Below are 15355 nucleotides of genomic sequence, written 5' to 3'. Positions count from 1 at the left end.
GCGAGCTGTGCAGTCATCTCAAACGAAATTAAGCAAGCCAAGTGGACAATGCAATATGGCAAAAAAGTCTAATGCACAGAAGCTAGCGACAGCATTACTCGCAAGCTTGCCACTGCTTTCTGTACTGGGAGCCACAGCGGCTCTTAGTGGCTGCGGCTTTCAGCTAAGAGGTTATGGCACACCGATGCTATTTGATGTGGCCAAAACAGCCATCATCATCGAAGACAATCGCACCTCCTTTCCACTAAAGTTACCGTTGTCACGACGCCTAGAAGCCTTGGGCGTCGATGTAATCGATAATATGACCTTGGTCGATATTACCAATAACAATAAAAACGCGACGGCGGAACCCATTGCTGCGATTAGCGTCAAAAATATGCGCTTTAAGCGTTATGAATTGGTCGGTGTTTTAACAGAAATCCGCTTAGTATTGTCAGCAGATGTCAGCTACCAAACCCTACAAAATGGCAAAGTGGTGACACTAACCAACCCTATCCAAGTCGAGCGCAGTTACCAGTATAATGAGGCATCGGTCAGTACCGATGACCAACAAGGCGATCAAATTCGTGACTGGCTCTATGACAGTTTGGCACGCCGTATCACTGATCAATATGTTGCCATTGCATTGCCTAGAGTCACCCCTGCCAATGCCAATAAAACGGCACAAACAGGCTCAGCGTCTACGGCTGTTATCGTTCCAAGCACACCAACCCCTTAATGGTTAGCGTAAGGTATTCTGTCCATCCATTCTCATAAACCTGTGTCCTCATTAGTCTATGCAAGAGTCTTTTATACAAGCCTATCCCAAACTACTACAGTCATCCGTGGCCGTAGCTGGTTTGTGGCTGGCACATGGAGATGAGCCGTTATTGAGTCAGTGGCTAATCGATGCCTTGCGTCCGCATTGGCGTGCGCAGAATTACGCGATTAAACGTATAGAGCTGGTGTCGGTTAAGAGCTGGCAAGAAGTACTCTCAGAGCTTGGTAGCCAGTCTTTATTTGATGATGCCAGCGCCTTGATCGTAACCGGTAATCATAAACCTGATAAAGTCGTTATCGCTGAGCTTGAGCGCTTTGCTGTCGAGGCACAAACAGGAGCGCACAGTCATAGCTTATTATGGTTAACGCCCAAGCAAGACAAACGCGCGCAAAGCAGCAAGTGGTTTGCGCCATTTGCGCAATACGGTCACATCATTGACTGCAATTTATACAACGAACAGCAACGTCAGCAGCTGTTGCAGATTCAAGCCCAGCAATTTGGACTCAGGCTGTCACAAGAAGCGTGGCAACTGCTCATGTCGCACACCGAGCATCACCTGCTAAGTGCTTATCAAACCTTGTGGCGGCTGTCTTATCTATTTGCACCGCAGTTGGATGCTAGTAGTCATGATGCAACTCACGAAGGCAATAATCAGTCTACAACGACCGCGCCAAACGTAGCATTAGACATCAAAGATCTTCAGGCCGCCTTGGTCAGCGACGCTCAATTCAGCGTCTTTGATTTATCTGATGCAATGCTGGCAGGCAATAGCGCACAAGTGGCGAAAATCATTTTTCAGCTGAAAGCCACTGATGAGCCGACGACCTTGGTACTGTGGGCAATCAGCAAAGACATGCGCCAAATTATACAATTAATGGATGGGCAAGATCCGCAAGCATTGGGTATTTGGCGCAGCAAACAAGGTCTCTATCAACAAGCATGCCGCCGCCAAGCGAAAGCGCAAACGGCTGAATGGCCTGCCCTGCTATATCGTTGTGACCAAGCGATTAAAGGTCTCGTTCGTCAGCCAGCGTGGGAGTTGTTGTTGCAGGCCGCGCTTGAATTAACAGGTAAGCGCTTGTTTGCTGCACGATAAATTTCAGTCACTATTGTTATTGATGTGATGCAGCCATTCCCTGTCAAAAACAGCGTCAGTAATGACTTCTCACAAATCTTCGATGCCCTCTGATGCCCTCTATAGTTTTCACATATATCTACTTTTGCAATTCCCCTCCTATTTTTTCTCTATTCCCACCATGTTCAAAAACTACCTTAACCTTTCTTAAACTAATTCCCATTCCATTTTGACCATGAAGTCTCTACTATAGCTACACTTGATTTAATTGTAATTGGATTGTTGTCATGCGCAAAATAAGCAAAAAGTCTGCTATCAAATGGGGTGTTATTGCCTTAATTATCATCGCATTGGGAGCTTTGGCCTATAGCTTTTTTAAACCGAAAGAAACCACCCCCAACTATTTAACAGCCATCGCTGAAATGGGCGATATTGAAAATAATGTCATGGCCTCTGGTAAGGTCAAAGCGCTTAATACCGTTGATGTAGGGGCACAGGTATCTGGTGAAGTCACTCGCCTATTCGTTGAAGTCGGTGACGAGGTAAAAAAAGGCGATTTGATTGCGCAGATTGATCAAGTAACGCAAAAAAACAACCTGAGTAATGAACAAGCCAGCCTTGAGCAAAGTGAAGCAGCCTTACAAAGTGCGCGGGCAGAATCTTTGAGTCGGCAGGCGGCGTTAAAAAGTGCCTATGCAGATCTTGCCAGCCGTCAGTCGGAATTAAAACAAGCGCAATCCGATTTTATGCGTTTACAGTCTTTAGTGGCTATCGATGCCATTTCACAGCAGGAGTACGATATGCAAGCCACCAGTGTTGAGACAGCAAAAGCGGCCGTAGCCAATGCCCGTGCTGCGATTGAAACGGCAAAAGCTGCCATTGCGACCACAGAGGCCAATATCAACAGCCAGCAAGCGGCACTACGCAAATCGCAAACCAACGTCAGTACTGCCCAAGAAGATCTGAGCTATACCACTATCCGTGCCCCAATGGCAGGTACTGTGGTATCGGTCACTACCGAGCAAGGTACTACTGTTAATGCCAATCAAACGGCACCAACAATTGTGACTTTGGCAGATTTATCCACGGTTCGTATTAACGCGCAAATCTCTGAAGCGGACGTTATTAATGTCCAAGCGGGTTTGCCCGTCTACTTTAATATCATTGGTAATCCTGATCAAAAATTTGACTCTGTCCTCAAGGCGATTGAACCCGCCCCTGAGAGTATCAGTGACACCAGCTCAACGGACGCGGCTATTTATTATGTCGGTTATATTGAAGTGCCCAATACCGATCGCCGTTTCCGTATCGACATGACCGCGCAGGTTTATATCGTTATTGATCAAGCAAAAAATACGCTACTTATCCCCTCTGCGGCCCTGCAACCTGCTGGCAATACTAAAAATACCAAAAGCAGAAATGAAGATCCGAACGTAAAAACGGCCAAGGTTCGCGTGCTAAAAGCGGATGGTCAAGTCGTCGAGCAAATAGTGAAGACTGGTATTAACAACCGCGTGAATGTTCAGATTTTGAGTGGTCTTAATAAAGGCGATGAAGTCATCTTAAGCGAAGAAGGTCCCGCAAAAGCAAATGCCCGAGGCGGACGTCCGTTTTAATGCCTAGCACTAAAATTGGCGTACCATCTGCACAGATACATCGCTCAGCAAACATCGCTCAGCAGATAAGTTTTTGAAATTGATTCATATTAGCAGTATTGATATAGGTAGCATTCTAGATGAATAGTGGCAACCCCAACCCTAATATCGCAGCAGACGTCCCATTGATGCAGGTCAAAGGGCTGATAAAAGAGTTTAAAGCGGGTGAACAGACCATTCGTGTGCTTCATGATATCGATCTGACTATCAATCAAGGTGAGATGGTGGCCATCATTGGTCAATCGGGTTCGGGTAAGTCGACCCTGATGAACATCTTAGGCTGCTTAGATCAAGCCAGTGCTGGCGAATACAAAATATTTGGCAAACCCGTTGACCGCCTAGAAGCCGATGAGTTGGCCAAACTGCGCCGCGAGCACTTTGGCTTTATTTTTCAACGTTATCATTTACTCGGCGATATCAGCGCGCGCGATAACGTCTCGGTGCCTGCAGTATATGCAGGGATGGATGGGCAAGCCCGTAACGAGCGAGCCGAGAAACTGCTAGCAGACTTGGGATTGGCAGATAAAGTCAATAATCGTCCTAATCAGCTGTCAGGCGGACAACAGCAGCGTGTTTCTATCGCTCGGGCACTGATGAATGGCGGCGACATTATTTTAGCGGATGAGCCAACTGGGGCACTCGATAGTAAGTCTGGCGACGATGTGATGCAGATATTGTATGAGTTAAATGCCCAAGGTCATACTATTATCATGGTCACGCATGATCCCAACCTTGCGGCACAAGCCGAGCGGGTAATTGAGCTCAAAGACGGTTATGTGATTGCTGATTATAAAAATGAGCGCTACCAGCGAACAGAGGTAAAACCTGAGCCTATTTTAGACAAACATCGAAAGAGTACCTTTAGCAGCTTTATCGACCGTATATTTGAAGCGTTTAAGATGTCATTACTGGCCATGCGTGCTCATAAAATGCGCACCTTACTGACGATGCTAGGCATTATTATTGGTATCGCCTCAGTCGTATCAGTCGTCGGTCTCGGTAAAGGCTCACAGGCGCAGATCCTCTCCAATATTAGCTCTCTTGGCACCAATACTATTACCGTCTCTGACGGCTATCCTTATGGCGATCCCAGACGGCAATACAATGATGACAATTTAACGCCAGAAGACGCCCAAGCGGTCGCTGATCAGCCCTATGTCGTTAGTGTGAGCCCGCAGCTCGATACCAATATTAATGTGCGTTATCGCAGCGTCCAGGAGGCGGCTAGCGTTAGTGGTGTGGGTAAAGACTATCTTGATGTCAGTGGCGAAACACTGGTTCAGGGTCAAGGTTTTGATCAGGACAGCATCTTACGCCGTACTCAAGACATTATCATCGACAACAACGCCAAAAATACCTTTTTTCCGGACAACCCCAACCCCATCGGTGAAGTCATGCTGATAGGTAGCGTACCAGGGCGAGTCATTGGCGTCTTAGCCCCCAACTCTAGCGGCTTCGGCAGAGGTTCTGTCGATACGCCTACGCTATATATGCCCTATACCACGATGATGTCGCGACTTATCGGTAGTGCCTATATTGAAAATTTTGTCGCACTCATTGATGATAATATCTCATCGGCCGCTGCAGAATCCGCCATTTCCGAATTGATGGAAAGTCGCCATGGTACCGATGACTTTCGCATACGCAACTCAGACTCGATTCGCCAAACCATCGAATCGACCACCACTGCCATGACCTTACTGATTTCATCAATCGCTATTATCTCACTAGTTGTTGGTGGCATCGGGGTGATGAATATCATGCTGGTGTCGGTCACTGAACGCACCAATGAGATTGGGGTACGTATGGCGGTCGGTGCTCGTCAAAACGACATTATGCAGCAGTTTTTAATCGAGGCCGTACTGGTCTGTATTCTAGGCGGACTACTTGGTATTGGGCTGGCATTTGCGATTGGTGAGGTCATTAACCGCGTTGGTGGCGATAGCTTTAAAGTCATTTATTCATCCACCTCTATCATTGCCGCCTTTTTGTGCTCGACGCTGATTGGTGTTATCTTCGGTTTCTTGCCTGCACGCAATGCGGCCAGACTGGATCCTGTAGAAGCGCTGTCTAGAGATTAAACCAATAATTAAATCAAACACTAAGTTATAGTCGATCTACTATAGAATACACACAGTGCTACTGGGATGGATTTTTCATAGCATCGAAACTGCGCAGGCACAGCAAGCAAAGAAAATTTATACCAGTAGCACGTTATAATACTTGTACTCATCTTATTTGGGACTAATTGTATTTATTCAGTCAGTTATCTTAGCTAACTGACCTTCTAAAATTGCATTTACTCGTGAATATAATAAAAATACCCATTGTTTTGCCTCAATTACACTTTTTTTGTTCTACGGGGTTGTAATTGTCTTAATAATATATATAATGTGCTCTCACGTTTAGAGATACAAATAATCTAAACGAGTAAACAAGCTTATTGTCTCTTTTGATATTGATTCAAGAATAGATAAAGAAGTTAAGCTTATAGATATTTTTAATGTCTAGTTTTAATAAATATCCCTTTAAGGGAATTTATCTTGCAGTAAATGCAAACCTAGTTTGGATACTGAGTTTTTAGAACTTACGAAAATGTAAATTCTCTTGCGCTCAGACGAAGCAGTGTTTCGTGTTATCCTCGCTCAGGGCCGATAGCTCAGTTGGTAGAGCAGTTGACTTTTAATCAATTGGTCCCGCGTTCGAGTCGCGGTCGGCCCACCATCTTTAGTATGATTCTTATCATGTATGCTACCCTATTCGGTAGTAGCGTTATAAGTTTAAAGACATTGTTTTTGATGTCTAGTTTTAATAAATTTCCCTTTAAGGAAATTTATCTTGCGAAGCTAAAATTGTCATGCAATTTTTTAACGCTTCTCAGGGCCGATAGCTCAGTTGGTAGAGCAGTTGACTTTTAATCAATTGGTCCCGCGTTCGAGTCGCGGTCGGCCCACCATATTCTAAAAGCCCAGCCATTATTTATAATGGCTGGGCTTTTTTTGTCTTAAATTTGGTTTTAATAAAGAATAGTGTATATAACTGAAATATCCTAAAAACGCGACGATATTACTTTCACTGACTATATCGATATAATTTGGATATAGGGAAAGCGAATGAGAGTACTGCAAATAGTAGACTAAGCGAGCCTGACATCGTATCTGATTTATAGAGGACTACCTATAGAAGCTATTCTACTTTAGTAATCTTTGACCTTTGTTTTTCCACCTTTTAATTTATGCTTAATGGTGTCGGTTATAGTACGAGGCTTTTTGGGAGCTTGTGCGATAAGCATGTCAAAAGTTGCCGCGTCAATAGGCAGCTCGCAGCCATGCGCCATCATAACGTTAGAAGGACGTAAGTCTTTTATTTTTTGAAGAGATTGAACATAAGCTTTTGGATAATGAACCGGAAAAGGAGCGACAAACTTATGGCGTAGCTTTATAATTAAGTCAGCCGTATATACTTGCCTAGTTGAAAGGTGAAACAAAGACAAATCCCGATCGGTATGACCCGGTGTTTCCAGTACCTGCCACTCCTCAAAGCTAGGAATACAATCACCCTCCTTAACGGTAATATCAGGGCGCAGATGTATTGGGTACCATAGGTTTGCATAAGGACGTTGTGTACGACGAGCAACATAATGAGCCAGCGCAATATCCGTTAAATACATAGCTTTTCCACTAATACCTGCATACCACGGCTTCGGTTTATCTGCGGAAACAATAAGGCAGCCTGTCGCTTTTCTGAGCGCACTAGCACCTCCTGCATGATCCGGATGCATATGCGTGACCACCACTACTTTTAGGTCGGTGGCGGGTCGTTTTAACGTCGACTTGATATAGTCGAGCACCATCGGCACATCAGCACGGCAACAGCCATCTAACAGCATTATTTTATCTGGATATACTGCCAGATAGCTACTCTGGATATATCCTTCTAATCGTACAATTTCACATAGACTCATTGGTGTTCCCTACCTCATTCGTCATTATTATTGTGAGGCTTTTGTTCAGTTTTATAACCAATCTTTATTATAGCGCCCGTCACCATAAATAAAATGACTTTGAGTGAACGCTTGTGACTATATATAGAAACCATACGGCATACAGAGACTATGCAGCTAACAACTAATTATGGACAACTGACTATTAATAATTGCTTATATAATTCTATCTATGATAATTCTCACCTTATTAGCAAAAAGCAAAAACCCAGCACTTTGGCTGGGTTTAAGGAAACACTTAATATCTTATTTGTTATTTTAGATAATTCGTAAATTACCTACTTATCGACTATGCAAGGTCACGAACCTTTGGCTCACGTTCCCATAGACGAGACTTAGCATTACTAATAAAGGCATCTAGCTCAGCCAATGGCGTCACAAATTCATCTTTTTCAACTGGCAGCTTACTTAGGATAAATTCATCGGTCGCGCCGCAATATGCAATAGCTTTACAGTGATTGTAAGCATCATTGAACCAATCTAACGCAGAGCTATCCATGGCTAGCTTCTTAGCTTGGTCAGGCATAATGATACTCACTACCGCATCAAACAATACTGAGGGTCCACCAGCAAGACGCTCATCAGCTTGAACACGGGTACCATCGTCTAAAGTCACTTCTTTATTCGGCGAGACAATCTTCACACTCGCGCCTTCCGCTTTTGCCGCATCTTCGAATTTCTTAATTTCACTATGCTTAGAACCTTCTGCGACTAAGATGCCTAGCAGACGGCCTTTTAAGCTCTTAGGCGTCAAACCAATAGTTTGTACTGCTTTAGAGGTACCTAAGTCTTGCACAGGTGCTGCTGCTTCAGCAGGCTCTGGCAATTGCATACCTAGCGCCGTTGCCACACGATTGGCCAAATCTTCATCGATGTGAATCAAGTGACTAAGGACACGGGTACGTACATACCCTGTATCTACCTTGCCAAGCTCAAATGCAAAAGCCGTTGCAATATGCGCTTGCTCAGTAGCTGTCTGACTACGATAGAACATACGTGGCTGGCTATAATGATCTGCAAAGCTCTCAGCACGGATACGGCCTTTAACACCATCATCCAACTGCTCATGGAATGACTCAAAACCGTGCTTAACACTTTCGCGAGGACGGCTTTGATCCAAGCTTTGTGGCTCATACAATACTCTAGTCTTAGGTACCCGCATTTGCATATGACCATCCTGCTGATTGTTAGCAAACGGACACTTTGGTGCGTTGATAGGAATCTGGGCAAAGTTTGGCGAACCGAGGCGCGATAGCTGGGTGTCTAGATAGCTAAACAGGCGACCTTGTAATAATGGGTCGTTACTGAAGTCAACACCAGGTGGCAAATGCGAGGGACAAAAGGCTACTTGCTCAGTTTCTGCAAAGAAGTTGTCTGGATTGCGATTCAAGACCATTTTACCGACTATCTTAACTGGTACTAATTCTTCTGGAATCAGCTTAGTAGCGTCTAAATGGTCAAACGGGAATTCATTAGCTTCTTCTTCGGTAAATAACTGAACGCCAAACTCCCACTCAAAGAACATACCATTTTCGATAGCTTCATACATATCACGGCGATTATAATCAGGATCTGCGCCTGAGATTTTTACTGCTTCATCCCAAATTAAAGACTGTACGCCTAATACTGGCTTCCAATGAAAGCGTACAAAGGTACTCTTCCCTTCTTTATTAAGAAAACGGAAAGAGTGAATACCAAAGCCTTCCATCATACTAAAGCTACGTGGTAACGCACGATCACTCATCAACCACATAACATTATGCATGGTCTCAGGACTTAACGAGACAAAATCCCAGAACGTATCATGGGCAGATGCCACCTGCGGGAACCCACGATCAGGTTCTGGTTTTACCGCATGAATCAAATCTGGAAATTTAATGGCGTCTTGAATAAAGAAAATCGGCATATTGTTACCGACAATATCCCAATTACCCTCTTCAGTATAAATTTTTACAGAAAACCCTCGGACATCACGTGGCGTATCCTTGGAGCCTTTATTACCGGCAACCGTAGAAAAACGCGTAAATAAAGGTGTCTGCTTACCTGTTTCAGTCAGAATTTTAGCGGTGGTGTATTCTTCTAACGACTCTGTTAGCTCAAAATAACCATGCGCCGCACTACCACGAGCATGGACGATACGCTCTGGAATGCGCTCATGGTCGAAGTGATTGATTTTTTCGCGTAAGACAAAATCTTCTAACAAGGCCGGACCACGTGCGCCGGCTTTTAACGAGTTTTGGTTGTCTGAAATTGCGACGCCTTGTTGCGTGGTTAACACCTTGCCATCGTCACTAGCACGCTGATGAGTCTCGCCACCATTACCACGCGCAGGGTTCATATCTTTGGCGGGGTCGTTATGATCAATATTCTTTTTCATAAATATCCTAGCTTATAAGTGAAATGGACTCTAATGAGACCAAAGAAAGCACCTACACAGTTCTAATATCCCTAGAGATAATAATGACTTCAACTGTCGTTTAATTGTCTGTGTTTTAGCGATGCTGATTGTTAAAAAGATAAAGAAATTATAGGCTTGCGACTTATCTTAGCGAAAAATTCAAAGTTACACGTCATATAAATAGTTAAGCTTGTTGATATTTGGTTAATAATACTGGGAATTGACAGTAAAAATGAGGTGCATTTTATTATTGATAGCCATGCTTGTCATGAGCAGGTTCTATAAGGTACTCTCTAAAGTATGCCTTGCTAAAATATGCTTCATCAAACTATAGCTTGCTTGCGAGCCACATCTTATGAATAAAAAGAGAGCTCAGCCAAGCATTTACCCTGATCATTCATAAATAAAGGACTACTTATGTTATCGAACGTCATTCACCCCGCTAAGCGTTTGTGCCAATCTCTGCTCTTTACCACGTCATTGGGCTTAATGGCACTGACCGTTAGTCAAACAGCAGCAGCTATTACGACTAAAAATATCACTTATACGGTAGACAATCAAAATTATGAAGGCTATTACGCCAAAGCCGATAAGGCCAATGCGCCTTTTATTTTGCTCATTCATGATTGGGATGGGTTGACTGATTACGAAAAAAAACGAGCTGATATGCTGGCGACTGAGGGCTATAATGTCCTAGCTGCTGATATGTTTGGCACGGGTATTCGCCCGACTGAGTTAGCAGACAAAAAGCGTCTGACTTCTGAGCTTTATAAGAATCGCAGTAAGATGCGCCGTATTCTGACGGCGGCGTTAAATACTGGACAAGCCCAAGGTAATAATGTCCGCGAAGGCGTGACGATGGGTTATTGCTTCGGTGGTGGTGTCGCGCTAGAGCTGGCACGCTCAGGCTTTGAGCAAAAAGCCTTTGTCCCTTTTCACGGTGGCTTGGAGACGCCAACAGGTCAAAGCTATAGCAATACTAAAGGCGAGATATTGGTGTTTCATGGCTCAGCCGATGAAGCCGTACCGTTCGAAGATTTTGCCGCGCTTAACAAAACGCTAGAAGCAGCTAAAGTACCGCATGAAATGATTACTTATAGTGGTGCAGTACATGCTTTTACGGACTTCAATAATAAAGATAGATATGATGCTCGCGCAGATGAACGCTCTTGGAATCGTTATCTAAACTTTTTAGAGAATACTTACAAATGAGTTGCTACTCAAGTTGTTAAATGACATTTTTATAAATGCTATTATTTTGCACCACTTTAGCTATCAGCAGTGCTTTCTTGTGAATGTTCAACACGCACTAAACTGACTCTATCTTTTTGAAAACAAGTAGCTGATTGTTGGCTGGCATCGGATAAAATTTAACCAATGTCAGCCAATTTTTTTCAGCCAACGCTACAACATCTTCTTTATCGCGTATACCGCTATTAGCATCACGTTGTCGTAGTGCTTTATCAAACTGACGATTGCTGTTACTCGTATAAAGCCCATTGTCATTGAAAGGGCCATACACTATAAATTTACCACTATCAGGTAACATCTCTCCCACTGACTCAAAAAGTCTTTCGACCAAAGACCACGAAATAATATGTAAAGTGTTGGCCGTAAATACTGCATCATAAGGCTTGTCGTTAGCACTTATAGAAGACTCATTGTTAAGGCTTCTAGGTAGCGTGTCAGTCGTTAAGTCAAAAGCCAAAGGTTTATATAAATTAGAGGCAGGGTGAGCATCATGCCAAGCTTTTATAGCAGCGTGATTGGCGACAACATCGCTAGTTTGCCAATTGAGATGAGTTAGGTTTGGTGCAAAGTACACGCTGTGCTGACCCGTTCCTGATCCTACTTCTAATACTTGCGAATATCCTACTAACTCTTTTTGCAAAACAGACAGAATGGGTCGCTTATTGTTCTCACAAGCTTGCGAAAACGGTAGCTTACTTTGATTATTGATACCGGTGTTGCCTAAGTTTTTATTATTCATAACAGCCTTTTAAACCCAATTCAGAATTAAAAACTAGTAAATACCCGCTTCTAATCCAGCTGCCAATGTCATCGCTAGCTCTTCCACTTGGGAAGCAAACTCCTCTTGCCAATCACCTTTTAATATTAGAGCATCCTGAATCCATGACCAACGCAATCCGGTAGTAATGGTCTGCATCGCACGATGAGTACCTGTACCATCTTGTCCAGCACGAATATAAAGCGCAAATGGCATACCCTGCTTTCCCTCTAACACAGGATAATAGCAACGATCAAAGAAGTCTTTGGTGAGCCCAGCCATATACGCTAAATTCTCTGTCGTTCCAAGAAGAAGTGCGTCCGCCGAGAGTACATCTTGAGGCTGCGTGTCTTGTGGTGATTTCAGAATGACATTAATATCTATATCAGGATGGTTCGCACCATCGTAGGCCGCTTGTGCTAATTTTTTAGTATTCGGCGATGGTGCATGCGCAACAATAAGTAAGGTTTTGCTAGCCATATTAATCACCCTTGTAGAGGTCATTAGTTCTTGGAATTAGTCGTTCTTGGAATTAGTCGTTCTTGGAATCAGCAACTTTTAGAATTAATAGCTCTTAGAATGAATAGTTCTTAGAATGAATAGCTCTTAGAATCAATAGTCACTTTTTGAATGATATCAGGATGCAAGCTATTAGCCACTGGGCAAGTTAAGGCGGTGTTATAGAATATTTTTTGCGTTTTATCATCTAACTGTTGATTAAAAGTAATTACGATATGTACTTCGCTAACACGTCTTGGGTCAGCTGCCATTACTTTGGTCACTTCAGCCATAGTGCCTGCAATATCGATATCCATATCACGAGCTTTAATCCCGATAATCGTCAACATACAACTGGCTAAGCTAGTGGCTAGTAAATCAGTCGGTGAAAACGCTTCACCTTTGCCTTGGTTGTCAGTCGGTGCATCGGTAATTATTTCATCTTTTGATTGCAGATGTATGGCAGTGGTACGCAAATCGCCTTGATAGGTTACTTTTGAAGTTGTCATATTATTATCCTATTTTTTAGATCATTTTTTTATAATTGATTTAGTTGAAATTTTTAGTACGATTCATGACTCATCTCTTAATCCATTCTAATATATGTATGATAAGTAATGATTATAGAGAAATATCACACTTATTTGTGCGAATTCGAAACTAATAACTTGATATCCTACATTTGCCCACTATAATTACTAAGTTAATATATTTTGATATAGTGAAACCTTAAAGGGGCAAATTTAATGAATATTCATGACCTATCTGAATATCAGTTATATAAACTAAAATCTATAGATCCTACTCTCAGTTCAGACTGGTCTGACGTTGTAAACAGTATCCTTCCAAAACTGAATCAGCAAGGTCAAGATACGGTCTATGAAAATATATTAAAACCGCGAGGTATTTTTCTTAATGATGAAGACAATCTGATTCATAAAAGTCCTAATACGTTGAGACAAACTGTTGAAAACTTACATACGAATAATCAAGAATTAAGCGCTATCTCACGGCATATGTTAAAAATTATCGACCCAAACATTAACGCTTACAATGCCATAAAGTTGGCTGATGAGGTCGAAGCGATTCTTAGCTACCTTGATAGTGTAGACACAAATAATAGCATCTCTGATCAGAAATATAGGCAAATGATACGGACAGCATTTCTATATGATTTGGCTATATGGATAGAGAGTATTACTCTAGAGATTAAACCGGGCTTACGGAGACTAGATACCGACACCATCAAATCCTACTTCAAAGAAGTTTTTATCAAACAACAAATACAAGGACGCGACTTTCGTAATTGGGACTCGTCAGACCTCAGCTTTCAAGAACTTACACATCTGCCCTCCTTTATCAAAAAAGAAGGTAAAGATAGAAAATTCTTTATTGTGGAAGGACAAAGTTATTGGTTTTTAATTGGTAGTGCGAATAAAGTTGACAAAAATGCTTACTCTTTCCGTCGATTTCTGTACGAAGATGAAAGTGGTAATAATGTTAAGAAGTATATCTACTTAACTCATATAGTGCTTAAAAAAGACCAAATGCATGATCCTCAATATATGGAACATGCTGCCTACTGTATGACAAGACTATATACACTCGACGTAGGTGTATCAGACACACTGCTGAGATCTGTGCATGAGATTCAACAGTTATATCAAAACTATCTACAACCTTTACTAAGAGCACCTCTTGAACAAGATGGCAGCAACCCAGAGATTGTCATTAGAGAGCGTTTGATTAAATTTGAAAAGCAGTTATCGATATTGATACTTCAAAAACTACCTGGAATGATCGAAGTAGCGCTTCATGATGTAAATGACCAAGACTATTTATTTTATCATCTAGATCAGTTGATAAAAAAAATGAATGAAAATATTGAAGATTTTCGATTACAGCCTTTTTCTATGTACTCAACCAGTAATGAAATAATGGCTGTGAAGTTAACTTCTATGGCGCAATTATTAAATAAATCACGTAGCCTACTTTGCTCTCAAGAGAAAGCCATAGGTGATCATACTGAAACCATGAAAACAACATTAGAAATCATAAAAGCAAATCTTGAAGAAACTGAGGATTCTATAGAAAACTTAAAGTCTTTCAAAGATAGTATAGATGACTATAAATATATAAAAGAGAATGGTAGCTTCTGGCAAAAACTGAAATCTCGAAGAGCTCCTGAGTACTCATTAGAAGATATCTCTCAAATGGAGCAAAGCTTACAAGAAGATTTTTTTATGTCAACCGTTCGTTTGGCTAAAATACAAAACGAAAGTATGATTTACGTCGAATTTGAATGTAATAGCATTATCAACGAACAATACAGGCATTATGCCATTGCTGACGGTAAGCTAGGAATAAGTCGTTTGCCACGGATATTACGCTTAAATGAGGATAAAAGTAAATTCAATATACAATCTATAAGAGATGTAATATATCAGGATATTTTTAAATCTAACCAACAATGGAACCCACATAACGCTTAGAAAAAGATGGAAATGTAAGATTTAAAAAGACTTTTATCTAAATGATAAAAGTCTTTTTTTACAAGCACATAAATAATTGAGCTGAGAGAAACTGTCCATTAAAGAACGCATAAACAAAATAAAAAACCCGCAGACAAAGAAAAGCCCCTTAACAATTAAGTTAAGGGGCTAATCAGGAATAGAGAGCTGACGATGACCTACTCTCACATGGGCGAACCACACTACCATTGGCGCTACGATGTTTCACTTCTGAGTTCGGGAAGGGATCAGGTGGGGCCATCGCGCTATTGTCGTCAGCAAAGGGGGTTAGATATGAGTCTGATGTTATTATGACGTCAAGATATTATCTATTGGTCGACCAACTTGTAACCTAACTGAATCAAGGTTAAAGGTGATATCGAAATTATATATATTCTAAAGCTTTCGCTTTACAAGATAGATTAATTAGAGCTTTGATACAAACCAC

The 15355-nt window shown here is 42.0% G+C and carries 11 protein-coding genes, 2 tRNA genes and 1 rRNA gene; 8 read left to right on the top strand and 6 right to left on the bottom strand.

Going from position 1 to position 15355, the window contains the following annotated elements; translation table 11 throughout:
- Positions 1-55 precede the first annotated feature (55 nt).
- The 6 genes from HQR03_RS05030 to HQR03_RS05005 all read left to right on the top strand — a co-directional run bounded on the left by HQR03_RS05030 (position 56) and on the right by HQR03_RS05005 (position 6446).
- Positions 56-718, top strand: a complete 663-nt coding sequence (locus HQR03_RS05030) for an LPS-assembly lipoprotein LptE (protein WP_025653082.1) — start codon at positions 56-58, stop codon at positions 716-718.
- Positions 719-776: 58 nt separating this feature from the next.
- Positions 777-1856 carry a DNA polymerase III subunit delta gene (gene holA, locus HQR03_RS05025; protein WP_173239385.1) on the top strand — a complete coding sequence of 360 codons (1080 nt, stop codon included), beginning with the start codon at positions 777-779 and terminating at the stop codon, positions 1854-1856.
- 266 nt (positions 1857-2122) lie between these two features.
- A complete protein-coding gene (locus HQR03_RS05020) occupies positions 2123-3451 on the top strand; it encodes an efflux RND transporter periplasmic adaptor subunit (protein ID WP_173239384.1) in 1329 nt (442 codons plus the stop codon).
- Positions 3452-3570: 119 nt separating this feature from the next.
- Positions 3571-5571: a MacB family efflux pump subunit gene (locus HQR03_RS05015; protein WP_173239383.1), complete on the top strand. Its 2001-nt coding sequence runs from the start codon at positions 3571-3573 to the stop codon at positions 5569-5571.
- Between the two features lie 567 nt (positions 5572-6138).
- Positions 6139-6214, top strand: a tRNA-Lys gene (locus HQR03_RS05010).
- Between the two features lie 156 nt (positions 6215-6370).
- Positions 6371-6446, top strand: a tRNA-Lys gene (locus HQR03_RS05005).
- Between the two features lie 240 nt (positions 6447-6686).
- Here HQR03_RS05005 and HQR03_RS05000 read toward each other — a convergent pair.
- Both HQR03_RS05000 and HQR03_RS04995 read right to left on the bottom strand, forming a co-directional pair.
- Positions 6687-7454, bottom strand: coding sequence for an MBL fold metallo-hydrolase (locus HQR03_RS05000; protein ID WP_173239382.1), 768 nt, complete (start codon positions 7452-7454; stop codon positions 6687-6689).
- Positions 7455-7782: 328 nt separating this feature from the next.
- The gene (locus tag HQR03_RS04995) at positions 7783-9870 is read right to left on the bottom strand and encodes a catalase (protein WP_173239381.1); all 2088 of its coding nucleotides are present in this window, start codon (positions 9868-9870) and stop codon (positions 7783-7785) included.
- A gap of 438 nt (positions 9871-10308) precedes the next feature.
- Here HQR03_RS04995 and HQR03_RS04990 point away from each other — a divergent pair, with 438 nt between their 5' ends.
- Positions 10309-11103, top strand: coding sequence for a dienelactone hydrolase family protein (locus HQR03_RS04990; RefSeq protein ID WP_051395153.1), 795 nt, complete (start codon positions 10309-10311; stop codon positions 11101-11103).
- Between the two features lie 97 nt (positions 11104-11200).
- On the opposite strand, the gene HQR03_RS04985 is transcribed toward HQR03_RS04990, so the two are convergent.
- From HQR03_RS04985 to HQR03_RS04975, 3 genes are all read right to left on the bottom strand, one after another.
- On the bottom strand, positions 11201-11881 hold the full coding sequence (locus HQR03_RS04985; protein WP_173239380.1) for a DUF938 domain-containing protein: 681 nt from the start codon (positions 11879-11881) through the stop codon (positions 11201-11203).
- A 33-nt stretch (positions 11882-11914) separates the two neighbouring features.
- Positions 11915-12379, bottom strand: coding sequence for a flavodoxin family protein (locus tag HQR03_RS04980; protein WP_173239379.1), 465 nt, complete (start codon positions 12377-12379; stop codon positions 11915-11917).
- Between the two features lie 110 nt (positions 12380-12489).
- Positions 12490-12906 carry an OsmC family protein gene (locus tag HQR03_RS04975; RefSeq protein WP_173239378.1) on the bottom strand — a complete coding sequence of 139 codons (417 nt, stop codon included), beginning with the start codon at positions 12904-12906 and terminating at the stop codon, positions 12490-12492.
- Between the two features lie 237 nt (positions 12907-13143).
- Between HQR03_RS04975 and HQR03_RS04970 the strand changes: the two genes are divergently transcribed.
- Positions 13144-14889, top strand: coding sequence for a hypothetical protein (locus HQR03_RS04970; RefSeq protein ID WP_173239377.1), 1746 nt, complete (start codon positions 13144-13146; stop codon positions 14887-14889).
- Between the two features lie 184 nt (positions 14890-15073).
- Here the strand turns inward: HQR03_RS04970 and rrf are convergent.
- Positions 15074-15187: ribosomal RNA gene (gene rrf / locus HQR03_RS04965) — 5S ribosomal RNA — on the bottom strand.
- Positions 15188-15355: the final 168 nt, after the last annotated feature.

Source organism: Psychrobacter okhotskensis (assembly GCF_013248965.1).
In the GTDB taxonomy this organism is placed as follows: Bacteria; Pseudomonadota; Gammaproteobacteria; order Pseudomonadales; family Moraxellaceae; genus Psychrobacter; species Psychrobacter okhotskensis.
This window is presented reverse-complemented; position numbering and strand designations above follow the sequence as displayed.

What these genes read in the sequence shown, in the direction of transcription:
- HQR03_RS04970 (WP_173239377.1), top strand. Translation starts at nt 13,144, where the DNA reads ATGAATATTCATGACCTATCTGAATATCAGTTATATAAACTAAAATCT.
- HQR03_RS04975 (WP_173239378.1), bottom strand. Translation starts at nt 12,906, where the DNA reads ATGACAACTTCAAAAGTAACCTATCAAGGCGATTTGCGTACCACTGCC.
- HQR03_RS04980 (WP_173239379.1), bottom strand. Translation starts at nt 12,379, where the DNA reads ATGGCTAGCAAAACCTTACTTATTGTTGCGCATGCACCATCGCCGAAT.
- HQR03_RS04985 (WP_173239380.1), bottom strand. Translation starts at nt 11,881, where the DNA reads ATGAATAATAAAAACTTAGGCAACACCGGTATCAATAATCAAAGTAAG.
- HQR03_RS04995 (WP_173239381.1), bottom strand. Translation starts at nt 9,870, where the DNA reads ATGAAAAAGAATATTGATCATAACGACCCCGCCAAAGATATGAACCCT.
- HQR03_RS05000 (WP_173239382.1), bottom strand. Translation starts at nt 7,454, where the DNA reads ATGAGTCTATGTGAAATTGTACGATTAGAAGGATATATCCAGAGTAGC.
- HQR03_RS05030 (WP_025653082.1), top strand. Translation starts at nt 56, where the DNA reads ATGGCAAAAAAGTCTAATGCACAGAAGCTAGCGACAGCATTACTCGCA.
- HQR03_RS04990 (WP_051395153.1), top strand. Translation starts at nt 10,309, where the DNA reads ATGTTATCGAACGTCATTCACCCCGCTAAGCGTTTGTGCCAATCTCTG.
- HQR03_RS05020 (WP_173239384.1), top strand. Translation starts at nt 2,123, where the DNA reads ATGCGCAAAATAAGCAAAAAGTCTGCTATCAAATGGGGTGTTATTGCC.
- holA (WP_173239385.1), top strand. Translation starts at nt 777, where the DNA reads ATGCAAGAGTCTTTTATACAAGCCTATCCCAAACTACTACAGTCATCC.
- HQR03_RS05015 (WP_173239383.1), top strand. Translation starts at nt 3,571, where the DNA reads ATGAATAGTGGCAACCCCAACCCTAATATCGCAGCAGACGTCCCATTG.